This is a genomic window from Ruegeria sp. YTSC192, assembly GCF_059609705.1.
Window position 1 is genome coordinate 43944 of the sequence record NZ_JBXWMG010000013.1, and the last position, 13070, is coordinate 57013.

General features: G+C 61.0%; 10 protein-coding genes. All 10 read right to left on the minus strand.

Features of this window, described 5'->3' with window-relative positions; genetic code table 11:
• Window positions 1-28 precede the first annotated feature (28 nt).
• Window positions 29-475 carry a YtoQ family protein gene (locus AC2FD8_RS17105; protein WP_496858110.1) on the minus strand — a complete coding sequence of 149 codons (447 nt, stop codon included), beginning with the start codon at window positions 473-475 and terminating at the stop codon, window positions 29-31.
• Window positions 476-555: 80 nt separating this feature from the next.
• Complete coding sequence (pheT, locus tag AC2FD8_RS17110; protein ID WP_496858112.1) at window positions 556-2952, minus strand: phenylalanine--tRNA ligase subunit beta; 2397 nt, start codon at window positions 2950-2952, stop codon at window positions 556-558.
• Between the two features lie 78 nt (window positions 2953-3030).
• Complete coding sequence (locus AC2FD8_RS17115; protein WP_496858114.1) at window positions 3031-3825, minus strand: CE1 family esterase; 795 nt, start codon at window positions 3823-3825, stop codon at window positions 3031-3033.
• Window positions 3826-4353: 528 nt separating this feature from the next.
• Entirely contained in the window at window positions 4354-5427 is a 1074-nt protein-coding gene (gene pheS / locus AC2FD8_RS17120; protein ID WP_496858116.1) for a phenylalanine--tRNA ligase subunit alpha, read from the minus strand.
• Between the two features lie 70 nt (window positions 5428-5497).
• Window positions 5498-6868, minus strand: a complete 1371-nt coding sequence (locus AC2FD8_RS17125; protein ID WP_496858118.1) for a glutamate--cysteine ligase — start codon at window positions 6866-6868, stop codon at window positions 5498-5500.
• A gap of 65 nt (window positions 6869-6933) precedes the next feature.
• Window positions 6934-7461, minus strand: a complete 528-nt coding sequence (locus AC2FD8_RS17130) for a hypothetical protein (protein ID WP_496858120.1) — start codon at window positions 7459-7461, stop codon at window positions 6934-6936.
• A gap of 103 nt (window positions 7462-7564) precedes the next feature.
• Window positions 7565-8866 carry an HlyD family type I secretion periplasmic adaptor subunit gene (locus AC2FD8_RS17135; protein WP_496858122.1) on the minus strand — a complete coding sequence of 434 codons (1302 nt, stop codon included), beginning with the start codon at window positions 8864-8866 and terminating at the stop codon, window positions 7565-7567.
• A 2-nt stretch (window positions 8867-8868) separates the two neighbouring features.
• Window positions 8869-10989, minus strand: a complete 2121-nt coding sequence (locus AC2FD8_RS17140; RefSeq protein WP_496858124.1) for a type I secretion system permease/ATPase — start codon at window positions 10987-10989, stop codon at window positions 8869-8871.
• A gap of 7 nt (window positions 10990-10996) precedes the next feature.
• Entirely contained in the window at window positions 10997-12313 is a 1317-nt protein-coding gene (locus AC2FD8_RS17145; RefSeq protein ID WP_496858126.1) for a TolC family protein, read from the minus strand.
• Window positions 12310-13068, minus strand: coding sequence for a SapC family protein (locus AC2FD8_RS17150; RefSeq protein WP_496858128.1), 759 nt, complete (start codon window positions 13066-13068; stop codon window positions 12310-12312). The genes AC2FD8_RS17145 and AC2FD8_RS17150 overlap by 4 nt, the downstream gene beginning before the upstream one ends.
• Between the last annotated feature and the right edge of the window lie 2 nt (window positions 13069-13070).

Genomic DNA, 13070 nt, shown 5'->3' on the forward strand with positions numbered 1-13070 from the left:
ATCTAGGCGTGCAAGCCCTTTTCGCAACCTAGCCCGGTAGCGCGCCAGTCAGAACATAGCGCAGGATTTCCACCACCTGGCGTGGGTCCTCCGCGACGGCCAGCGCGGCGGCATCAACCTCTTTCAACGCGTGCTGATGATCGGGGCCGTGCAGTACAATGATCGACTTGCCCAACGCAGCCGCATAGCCCGCGTCAAAGGCCGCGTTCCACTGCTTGTATTTGTCACCAAACCGGACAACCACCACATCCGCATCCGAAATCCCCTTGCGCGTCCGGATCGCATTCACCATCGCACCCTTGTGGTCGTGCCAGTACTTGTTCGGCTCTGCGCCCAAAACAGCCACACCGCAATCATCACTGGCCGCGTGATCGGTTACCGGGCTGCTGAATGAAACATCCAATCCCTCAGCCCCTGAAATGATCTGCTCCCGCCAATCGGTGTGAATTTCACCAGACAAATAGACTTTCAACATCTTGCGTTTCCTCCCATGAAAAAGGGGCGCATTCGCCCCTTCATCTTTCTAAAAATCTTCTGACCGAGGGTGGATCATCCTTAGCCGCGCAAAACGCCGCCTGTGGCTTTCGAAACCTTGGCAATGATCTTCTCAGCCACCGCCTCGATATCCTTTTCCTTCAACGTCGCATCTTTTGGCTGCAAACGCACGGTAATGGCCAGAGATTTCTTGCCCTCACCAAGGCTGCCGCCGATGAACTCATCAAACACGCGAACGTCTTCGATCAGGGCCTTGTCGGCCCCTGCCGCAGCATTCACCAAGGTCAGAGCTTCGACGGTGTCATCGACCACAAAGGCAAAGTCACGCTCGACCGCTTGCAGATCGCGCAGTTCCAGCGCGGCGCGGGTTGCGCCAGATTTGCGCGGCAGCGGCACCTCATCCGGCCAGATGGTGAACGCCATCGCCGGACCTTTGATATCCATCGCCTGCAGGATGCGTGGGTGCAACTCCCCGAACACGCCCAGAACCTTTTTCGGGCCGAGGCAGATCTTGCCGTGACGACCCGGATGCCACCAGGCGTCACCGTCGCGCAAAATCTGAACCTTGGCGGGTGCGCCGATTGCGGCCAGAACCGCCTCGGCATCCGCTTTGGCATCAAAAAGATCAACCGGCCGGGACGCTCCGTGGACGTCTTTAGGACCGTTGCGGCCAACCAGCAGGCCGGAAATCTGGGTTTTCTGATCGCCGGGCTCACCGTCATGGAAAACCGGGCCGACCTCAAACAGGGCCACGTCAGCATAGCCGCGCGCCTGATTGCGCGCCGCCGCTTGCAGCAGGCTGGGCAGCAGATCCGGGCGCATATGGCTCATCTCGGACGAGATCGGGTTTTCCAGACGCGTTGCATCGTCACCGCCGCCAAACAGCGCAGCCGAGGCCTGATCAATAAAGGTATATGAGACGCATTCGTTGTAGCCCAACGCCGCACAGGTACGCCGCGCCATCGACTGACGACGCTGTGTCGGGGTCATTACGGGTTTCGGGATACCATCGGTCACGCGCGGCAAGGGCTTGCCCTGCAACTTGGTCAAGGATGCGATCCGCGCGACCTCTTCCACCAGATCGGCTTCACCCATGACATCGGGACGCCAGCTAGGCACATGCGCCATCTCGCCTTCCAGCCGGAAGCCCAGACGCGTCAGAGTCTGGCGCTGCTCGCTTTCGGGAATATCCATCCCGACCAGAGACTGCACGCGTGCCGCATCCAGTTTGTAGGCGCGCGCATGGTTCGGAGCCTTGCCGGCCTCAACCACTTTGGACACCTCACCGCCGCAGAGATCGAGGATCATCTGCGTCGCCTGTTCCAACCCTTCCAGCGTGTATTCCGGGTCGATCCCACGTTCGAACCGATAACGTGCGTCCGAGTTGATCTTGAGCGCACGACCGGTCAGCGCGATCTGTACGTGATCCCAGAACGCACTCTCGAGGAAAACGTTCACAGTCTCCTCAGTGCAGCCGGTTTCCTCACCGCCCATGATACCGGCAATGGACTCAGGCCCTTTGTCGTCCGAGATCACCATCATGCCGGGCTGCAGCGTGTATTCTTTTTCATCCAGCGCCACCAGCTTCTCGCCACCCTTGGCGCGGTGAACGCGCAGGTTGCCCTGCACCTTGTCCGCGTCAAACACGTGCAGCGGGCGGTTCTGGTCATAGGTCATGTAGTTGGTGATATCCACCAAGGCCGAGATCGGACGCAGCCCGATTGCCTTCAGCTGATCCTGCAACCACTGCGGGCTGGGGCCATTCTTGACACCCTTGATCAGACGGCCGGTGAAATGCGGCGCGCCGTCCAGCGTATCCTCATCAATCGTCACCTTGATCGGGCTGTCGAAATCACCCGGCACCGGTGTGTAGGCGCGCTCTTTCAACGTACCAACGCCGCGCGCAGCCAGATCGCGTGCAATACCTGCAACGCCCAGCGCATCCGGGCGGTTGGGGGTGATCGCGATCTCGATCATCGGGTCGATCTTGGACGGGTCATTCTCGGCCAGCCAGTCTACGAACTGATCACCAACCTCACCCGAAGGCAGCTCGATGATGCCGTCATGCTCGTCCGACAGCTCCAGCTCACGCTCGGAGGCCATCATGCCAAAGCTCTCGACGCCGCGGATCTTACCGACGCTGATGGTGATATCCAGACCGGGGATATACATGCCCGGCTTGCAGAACACGACGGTGATGCCTTCGCGCGCGTTGGGGGCGCCGCAGATGATCTGCAGATCGCCCTCATCCGTCGCCACCGTGCAGACGCGCAGCTTGTCGGCGTCGGGGTGTTTCTCGGCATGTTTCACATGGCCCAGGGTAAAGCCCGCCAGACGGTCTGCCGGGTTCACGACCTCTTCGACCTCAAGGCCAAGATCGGTCAGCGCCTCAGTGATCTCATCAACCGACGCATCGGTGTCGAGGTGGTCTTTCAGCCAGGACAGAGTGAATTTCATTGCTCGGGGCCTTTTTTGGCAAACATCCAGTCGGCACAGGCAATGACAAAGAATGCGCCAAGGTGCAAGCGCTGCGGGTCACGGATAGGTGGGGGTGCGGCCCAAAAGCTCGTCCAATTGCCGTCCGATCCAGCCATGGGGGATGAAATGCCCGCCGGGATGGGTATCCAGCACCACCTGCCCCTGCGCGCAATCGGTCCATTCCACCCGGCTGAGGGTCAGGATCGGCACCACGCTCCAATCCCCGCGCGGGGTGGCATTGTGGCAGTCGTATTTCGCGCGCCAAAGGGCCACTGGATAGGTCGTGTCGCCATTCGCGCCATAGGGAAAATCCATCACCGTATCGCTGAGGCCGTGGACATGGCGCGCCTCGCGCGGGGCTTCGGGGCAATCCTCGGTCTGGCGAATGCTACCGGCGACGGCCAGCAGGGCGGCGATATCATTGCCCGACTGGCACACATAGCGCCACGCCATCGCGCCTCCGAAGGAATAGCCCGAGACATAGATACGCTGCGGATCAACCGGATAGCGCTTGGCGACATCCTCCAACACCCGGTCGGCAAAGGGCACATCACCCGTGCCCGAGGTCCAGAAATCCCAGCTTTTGCCCAGCCCGTTCGGGGCCACCAGCAAAACGCCGCGCAGCTTGGTCGCCCCGGCGATGCGTTCATGGTTCACCACCACAGTCCCCTGCCGCGCCCAACCGTGGAAATGCAGCAACACAGGCAGAGGGGTCTCGCCATCCCACCCCTCAGGTTCCAACACATGGTACGAGCGGTCACCGACCTCACAGGCCGTATCGCCGTGGCAGGTATCCACGGCAGCGGCTTGGGTGGCGGTCAGCAACAGAAGGCAAAGCAGTCGATAAATCATGCGCGCGAGACTACCCAGCCCGCGCCCGAAGTCACTTAACAACCCCGTGGGAGATTGTGACAAGCCGCGCTATCGCCAGACCGCGGTGTGGCGATGCAACGGTTATGTTGGGCACTTTATGCCAGCCAAATCCGTGTGCTGTTCAGACGGAGCGCTTGCGGAGACAAATCGCCAGCCCCTGCGGGCGGTCTGGCGATAGCACGGCGGCCTATCGGCCTTTGCTCCGCGCGTCTATTTCCGAAAGCCTTTCAAGAGCTTTTTTGTTTTCCGAAGCTGCTCATACTCATCTTGACGGCGAGTCATGTTCTTTAACCAAACATCCCCAGCGATTTGCAAAAAGTGGAGAATGGGTAGTACGAAGACAGCACTAAACAAATAGCCGACCAATTCCCCGCCAAACGCGAAAGCCAGAAGCATTAAGACAAATGAGAGTGTGAACAGTCCGATGATTTGCCACAACCGAATGTCTTTGGCGCGCCTATTGCACCAATCCACGTAGCGAGCCAGATATACGCCCATCGGGTACAACTACCGACTCAAACCACCATGCAGGTTCGGCATATCCAGCGCTGCAAACCCGTAGTGCCGCAACCAGCGCAGGTCGGAATCAAAGAACGCCCGCAAATCCGGAATGCCGTATTTCAGCATCGCCAGACGGTCGATGCCGATGCCGAACGCAAAGCCCTGATAAACCTCGGGATCAATCCCACCGGCAGCGATCACCTTGGGGTGGACCATGCCGGAGCCCAGAATCTCCATCCAGTCGTCGCCCTCGCCGATCTTCAGCTGGCCGTTATCCCAGGAACAGCGGATATCAACCTCGGCCGACGGCTCGGTGAAGGGGAAGTGCGAGGCGCGGAAGCGCAGCTCGACATCGTCGACCTCAAAGAAGGCTTTCACGAACTCTTCCAGAACCCATTTCAGGTTCGCCATCGAGATGTCCTTGTCGATGGCCAGCCCCTCGACCTGATGGAACATCGGCGTGTGGGTCTGGTCATAGTCGGCACGGTAGACACCGCCCGGACAGATCACGCGGATCGGCGCGCCCTGTTTCTCCATTGAGCGGATCTGCACCGGAGACGTATGCGTGCGCAGCACATGCGGCGGGCGATCATCGCCCTCGGCGCGATGCATGTAGAACGTGTCCATCTCGGCCCGCGCGGGGTGGTGGCCGGGGATGTTCAGGGCGTCAAAATTGTACCAGTCGGTCTCAACCCGAGGCCCCTCGGCCACGGCAAAACCCAGTTCGGCAAAGATCGCAGTCAGTTCCTCGGTCGCCTGGCTGATCGGGTGGATTGAGCCCTCACGGCGTGCGCGGGTCGGCAGGGTGACGTCCAACCATTCGGTGCGCAGACGCTCATCCAGCGCAGCATCAGCAAGGGCTGCCTTTTTGGCAGAGAGCGCCGAGTTGATCTCATCCTTCAGGGCGTTCAGCGCGGGGCCTGCGACCTGACGTTCCTCGGGGGTCATCTTGCCTAGCTCGCGCATCTTCAGCGCGACCTCGCCTTTTTTGCCCACGGCCGCGACGCGGATCGCCTCAAGCGCGTTCTCGTCGCCGGCTTCGGCGATTTGGCCCAGATATTTTGCCTTAAGATCGTCCATGACGCCCTCTGAATTTGGTCGCCAACCTGCTATCGGGCCAGCCCCGCGAATGCAAGCGGGACCGGGCGGATCAATAGCTGTATTCGGGGAAAATCCGGGTCAGGTCGCCGTTCCAGTCGCCATTGTAGTGTTCCAGCAACTCATCAGCGGGCACCTTGCCGGTATCGATGCTTTCCTTCAACGCGTTCAGGAAATGCGTCTCATCCGGGACCAGACCACCGGCACCGGGGAAGGCGCGGGCTTTCAGACCAGCCTCTGAGATCGCCACGACCTCACGCGCCAGATCGTGCATGTTGACGTCACCGACCTGGGCTTGCAGACCATTGACCGCAGCCTGAACGCGCAGTTCCTCTCGGGTCTCGGCATCCCAGCCTTTGACCAGATCCCACGCCGCATCCAGCGCGGTCTGGTCATAGGTCAGGCCGACCCAGAATGCAGGCAGTGCGCACAGACGACGCCACGGGCCACCATCGGCGCCGCGCATTTCCATGAATTTCTTGATCCGCGCTTCGGGGAAGGCCGTGGTCAGATGATCGGCCCAGTCCGACAGGGTGGGCGTTTCGCCCGGCAATGCGGGAAGCTCACCCTTCAGGAAGTCACGGAAGGACATGCCCAGCGCGTTGATATACTGGCCGTCGCGATAGACGAAATACATCGGCACATCGAGCGCATATTGAACGTAACGCTCGAACCCGAAGCCCTCTTCGAAAACAAAAGGCAGCATGCCGGTGCGCGCATCGTCCAGATGCCGCCAGATATGGCTGCGCCAGCTTTTCTGGCCGTTTGGCTTGCCCTCGAAGAACGGAGAGTTCGCAAACAGCGCCGTCGCCACCGGCTGCAACGCCAGCGCCACGCGCAGTTTCTGCACCATGTCGGCCTCGGACCCGAAGTCGATATTGACCTGAACGGTACATGTCCGGCGCATCATGGCGCGGCCCATGCTGCCGACCTTTTCCATATAGTCGTTCATCAGCCGATAGCGCCCTTTGGGCATCAGCGGCATTTCCTCGTGGGTCCAGATGGGAGCAGCCCCCAGACCGATGAAGCCTACACCAATTTCATCCGCGATTTCCTTGACCTCGCGCAGGTGGGTGTTCACCTCGTCACAGGTTTCGTGGATGGTTTCCAGTGGAGCACCCGACAGCTCCAACGCGCCGCCCGGTTCCAGGCTGACATTTGCACCGTCTTTCTCAAGCCCGATCAGATGGCCCGCTTCGCGCACCTCGGCCCAGCCGTGGCGGTCGCGCAGCCCTTCGAGCACCGCAACGATGGAACGTTTGCCTTCAAAAGGCAGCGGTTTGAGGGTGTCTTTGCAATAGCCGAACTTCTCATGTTCGGTCCCGATACGCCAATCGGTCTTGGGCTTGCAGCCCGATTCCAGATATTCGGCCAATTGCTCGTGGCGTTCGATCGGACCGCCGCCGGACTGAGGGATGGACATGAACCGTTCTCCGATCCTGATGTGTCTGTCTTGACGATCAGTCCTGAGCGCAAACCGCGCCAGTGTCAATGCAGCCGAAGGTGGGCCGGGCGCGAGGAGGTTTTTTCCCAGATCACCACCGGATGGCGCGACCCGCCGTGAAGTTCGGCCAGCATCTGTTGGGTTTTCAAACCTGGCAGCGCCGAAAACACATCGAACAGCGCCTCGGCCCCTTCTGCATTCACGGGAATGTGAAGCGTCGGTTGCCCCGGCTGGTCCAACACCCAATGCGCCGGGCTTGAGGTCGGATCAAGCGCGAGTCGCTCGATCTCGCGCGTTGCCACCATGCCGCCATCCAGCGGGCCGAGATAGGTTATCTGCCCTTCATCAACGCTGACGACGCCCTGCCCGCCTGCGCCGGTGCGAAACCGGGCGCGCTGCACTCCGATGACTGTCAGCGCAACCGAGACAGCCACCAGCACCCACCCCAGAACGCCCAGCAGACCGCCGGGTCCACTGACCCAGCTGAGGCCCAGAACCAGAACAAAACCGGCCGCGACAACCTCGCGCCAACGCCAGAGGGCCAATTTGGCTTCGGGTCGAATGAAACTCATATCGGTGTTCCTGTTTCAGCGCTTGGACATGATAGGCGATCCCCACCCCCCTCAAAATCGGGCCGAGTGGCGCAGAGTTCAAGAGGGGGTTTCGTATCTCGGATTAGTCCCGGAAGGCGCGGTCTTTGACGCGGATCACAGGTTTCGTCAGATACTCCAGCACCGTCTTCGGCTCAGACAGCATATCGACTTGCGCGACCATGCCCGGGATCACGTCCAGTTTCTGCCCGTCCGCATCGGTCAGAGAGCCGTCCAACTGTATCTCGACAACATAGACCGAGGTTTCCCCATCCGGGGCCAGAATCGTATCCGCCCCGATTCGCGTCACCCGCCCATCCAGCGCACCATAGCGCGAGGCATCATAGGCGGTGATACGCACTTTCACGTCCTGATCAGGTCGGATGAAGGCGATGTCATCGGGGGCCACATAGGCCTCGACCGTGACGGTGTCGCCGAAAGGCACGATCTCAGCCACGGTCTGGCCTTGCTGCGCAACACCACCCAGCGTCGAGATCAGCACCTGATTGACCACCCCACGCGCCGGGGCACGGATTTCCGCCCGCGCCAAACGGGCCTGAAGGGCGGGAATACGGGTTTCAAGCGCGGCCAGCCCGGCCTGCGTTTCGGTCAATTCCCGGTTCGCGATCGATCGGAACTCGCGCTTGCGGGCAACGATCTGGCTGTCGATCTCGGTCAGTGCGGCCTGCGCCATCAGGATACGGTTCCCGGCATCGCTCAGCTGCCCGTTCTGACGGCTGAGTTCCCGGCGCAGGTCGATCATGGCGATGGGGCTTTCGATCCGACGCTCGACCAGAGGTTGGATCACGTCGATTTCTTCCTCGAGCAGGCCGATGGTCTCGTTGTTCACAGCTTTGCTGATCCGGGCGGCCTCAATCTCGGCCAGCTTGATCTCGCGACGGGCGTCCAGAACCTCAAGATCGGCTGTCAGATGCGCGGCCATGGCCGTGAACAGATCCCGTTCCGCATCAAGCAGTTTCCCCTCGACGCCCTCGCGATCAGGCATGTCAAAGGACTCTCCGGCAATCTGCGCCTCAAGCCGGGCGCGGCGCAGGCGCAGGGCGGTGGCCTCGGATACGGCGGTGTCCAGCTCGGCCCGCAGCAGAACAGGGTCGAACCGCATCAGGACGTCCCCGGCCTGAACCGTATCGCCAACGCGGATGTTGATCTCGGTGATGGTGCCGGTTTCGGCCGCCTGAACCACCTGCACAAGCTGCGAGGGCACCACGCGCGCCTCGGCCCGCGTCACATCGTCGATCTCGGTGAAATACGCCCAGGTCAGCACAACGGCCAGTAAGGTCACAACCGACAACAGGATCAGGCCACCGGCGGCACCACGCCTGCCGCGCAGCTCTCGTGCTGTTGCTGTGAAATCCGCCCCGGCCATTCCTACGCCTCCTTCACGGCGCGTGCCGCCGGGCGGTTGCGGACCAGCATATCGTCCTTGCTGCCGTCAAAGGTGACCTTGCCGCCGTTCAGAACAATCACCCGGTCCACCAATTGCAACAGACTGGTTCTGTGCGTCACCAGCACCAAGGTCCGGTCATCCGATAGCCAGCCTTTCAGGTTCTCGATCACCTGCGATTCCGTCTGCACATCCATGCCCGAGGTCGGCTCGTCCATCACAAGCGTCGGCGGATCGCCGATCAGCGCCCGCGCAATGGCCACCGCCTGACGCTGCCCTCCAGACACACCTGCCCCACCTTCATGCACCTGCATGTCATAGCCATGCGGATGTGCCGAAGTAGTGCGATCGGCCAGCGAGATGGCGGCCTTTTTGTGAACCTCATCATCCGTCACACCAAACCGCCCGGCGATGATGTTTTCGCGCAGCGTGCCCGAGAACAGCCAACAATCCTGCAACACCGCGCCGATATTGCGTGTCTTGTCCGCGGGATCCACGGCGCGGGCATCCAGACCGTCCAGCAACACCGCGCCGTCATCGGGTTCGTAGAGACCCAGTATTAGGCGCGCCAGAGTGCTCTTGCCCGACCCGACAGGGCCGAGAATGGCAACTTTCTCACCGGGTTTGATCGACAGGTCGATATCCTTGAGGATCGAGCCCAACGCCTCATCATAGGCAAAGCTGACGCCCTTGAATTCGATTTGCCCCGAAATCGTGCGGCGCGACAGATAGCGGCGACCGGCTTCGCGCTCGACCTCCTGCTGCATCAACGCGTCGATCTGGCCATAGGCGACCCGCGCCTGATTCAACCGCGTCAGCACCTGCGCCAATTGCGACAGCGGGGCCAGTGTCTTGCCGGTCAGGATCACACAGGCAATCAGCGCACCCATCGAGATCACCCCGTCGCGGATCAGGAAAACGCCGTAAAACACAATGGCGACCTGCGCGATCTGCTGCACCAGAAGTGTCAGATTCACCGTGCCCTGAGACAACATGCGCGTCTTGCCGGAACTGTCCGCCTGTGCCCGTATCGTATCGTCCCAGCGGGCCCGCATGACCGGTTCCGCGCCTGTCGTCTTAAGGGTTTCCATCCCGGTCAGAGTTTCCATCAGAACCGATTGTTTGGTCTGCCCATCAACACTGGATTCGCGCGCATAGCGGCTGAGGAACGGCTGTGCCAGCAGGCCGGAAAGTAACGTGATCGGCACGGCAATCGCCGGAACCAGCGCCAAAGGCCCGCCAATGGCCCAGATCACGCCGATGAACACCAGCAGGAAGGGCAGATCAACCAGCGCCACCAAAGAGGCCGAGGTAAAGAAATCCCGTACCACCTCAAAATCCCGCAGGATCGAGGCCATGCGTCCGTTCTGCCCGCCCCGCGCCTTCATCTTCAGCGCCATGAGCTGATTGAACAGACGTTCGGCAATCTTCATATCCGCGCGCTTGCCCGCCGTGTCGATAAAGCGTGACCGCAGGTTCTTGATCATAAAGTCAAACAGCAGCGCGAACCCGACCCCGGCGACCAGCGCCAACAGGCTGTCCACGGCCTCATTCGGCAGGATGCGGTCATAGACCACCATAGTGAACAGTGATGTCGCCAATCCCAGAATACTGGTCACCATCGCCGCGAGGATGATCTGAACATACACGCCGCGCAGATCGTTGAACGCCGACCAGAACCAATGACCTTGCGGTGTCGCGCGATCCTCGTCCGCGCGGCGGGCGCGTGAGGCGCGCAGGATCCAGCGCGCCTTGGCGATGCGCTGGTCCTTACGTCGCCATATCTGCGGCTCGGTCGATCCGCTGCTGGCATCAATGACAAGAAAGCGGTCCTTGTCTTCGCGGTCGAGAACCACAAACGGCACCCCATCCGCATCGAAGGCCAGAACCGGGAACAGGATCGGGTCCAGCTTGGTCAATCGCGCCTTGCCGAAATCGGCCTTGTATCCTGCCGCCTCAAGCGCGCTGACCGCGTCCTTGACCGCGTAAGCCTCGTTGCTGCCCTTGAAAACGCGGAACAAATCCGCCTCGGACAGCCCGTGGCCCAACCGCTCGGTCAAAAGCTGAAGATGTGTGATCAGCGGGTCTGCGGCGGCTGGGGTCATGGGGATATCACAAGGTTGGATCAGTCGGTTGCGCGACGCCCACTGCATCCAGAATATCGCCGGTCACGGCCAGCACCGCATATTCGGCCCGACGCGCCTGCGCCTCAAGCTGGATGACCCGGACTTGCGCCAGATTCAATTCGCGCAGAGCGTCCAGAATCTGCACTATGGTCGAACGACCGATGTTGAACTGCCCCCGCGCCGCATCAAGCGCCTGTTCGTTGATTTCAACCGCACGGCGCGCTGTCGCAAGACGTCGCTGGATCGAGCTCGTCTCTTCCAGAGCCTGAGACAGGCTGCGTTGCAATTCGCGGCGCAGCTCTTCTGCGTCGGCCTCACTTTGCTGCAGATTGGCCCTTGCCGTTTCCACATTGGCACGGGCCGACCCACCCTGATAGATCGGGACATTCACGCCCAGACGGGCCTGCGCGCCATTGTCGATACTGCCTTCGTTGAAGTCGGTCTCAAGGATCGCGGACAGGGTCGGGCGGGTGGCACGCTCGGCCAGGACAACCTCTTGCTGACGCACCTGGGTGACGGCGACCTGTGTGCGCAGACGTGGGCTGCGCTCGACCATCGCCTGCGAGGTCGTACCCGCCAGAACCGGGGCCGGAGGGATGGTTGGAATGACGCTGGGGCGGCTGCCGAACAGTTCGATCCAGGTGGCGGTCGCCAGTTCGACATCCGTTTCGGCCTGCGCCAATTCCGTCTCGGCATTGGACTGACGGCCCTGACCGGCCAGCAGATCCGCAACCGAGCCTGCACCGGCGTCAAACCGCGATTGCAGGTCACTGACCAGTGTCTCGGTGCGTTCAAGGTTCTGCCGTGCCTGATCTTCAAGACGACGGTTGCGATCAAGGTCAATGATGGCCTCGATCGCCTCAAAACTCTGGGCGCTCAGCTCGGACAGTTCGCTCAGCCAGGTCTGGCGCGCCTCGATCTGTCGCAGCCCGATACGGCCCGAGACCTTACCCCCATCATAAATGATCTGGCTAAGCCGCAGGATCGGCACCGTATCCCCCTCGGACGTCAGCGAGGTCTCGGCATTCAACTGAGGTCGGAACGCACCCCTTTCGGCCTCGATCCGGGATTGCGAGGCCAGAACATTGGCGGTTCCCGCCGCTGTCGTCGGAGAGGTGGCGACCGATCTGCGCACCAGCTCGGCAAATTGCGTGCGCGCAACGCTGCCCTTCAGGTTGCTTTGCGCCGCCGCAGGCTGCGTGGTGGGTTCGGCTGCAGGGTCAAACGACTGCGTGCCCCGCAAATCCTCACTGCACCCCGCCAAAACAAGTGTGGTCATCACAACCGACAACCAAGTCTTCATGGTGCCAACGCTCCTGGTTTCAATTCTGCGCCCGCCAGAAGATCATCGGTCAATGCATCCAGAAAAGCGCTGTCTTCCTCTCGCGTTACAGGAGTATTCCGCGGTTGGGAAGCAACCTTGGGACTTGCCGTTCTTTTTAAATGTGTGCGTGACAATAACTGCGCATATGCGGCCCCCAGCGCACCGGTTTTCGCCAGATCAGACAGGTTTTCTGCCGGCAAAGCACGCAGCGCATCCTCATCCGTTTGAAACAGTTGGACCGTGTCGCTGGTTTTGTGAGACGTCGGCTCCAGAACACCCGCCTCATGCAGGGATGCTCCGATTTTATGCAGCGCATCCAAGCCCGTGACAAAACGGGAGAACGCTTTGGTAAGCGGCTCTAACCTCGGGTGCAATTGCGCGCCGTCATAGATCGGTTGTCCGGTTTCGCCGATACAGCTGGAATCCTGCCAGATGCCAAGCACAAAACTGTCGGCGTCCGGCAATAGGGTAAACGGATACATGCGCAGCAGGAACGGCACGTGGGTCAATTCCAGCCCCGCCTCCGAACGCAACGGGGCAAGCGCGTGCCACTTGCCTTTAGCCTGCGCAAAGAACCAGGGCATCTCCAGCGTTACAGATGACAGTTCAGATGCCCCGACCAGAACCGAGGGCACATGGTCGGCAAAACCGAAATCGGAAGGACTGCGCCAGCATAAGCCAGCGCAGTCCTTGTGTGTCAAAGGCCGCGGCGTGATCGCGACGGGTAAAGCCATGG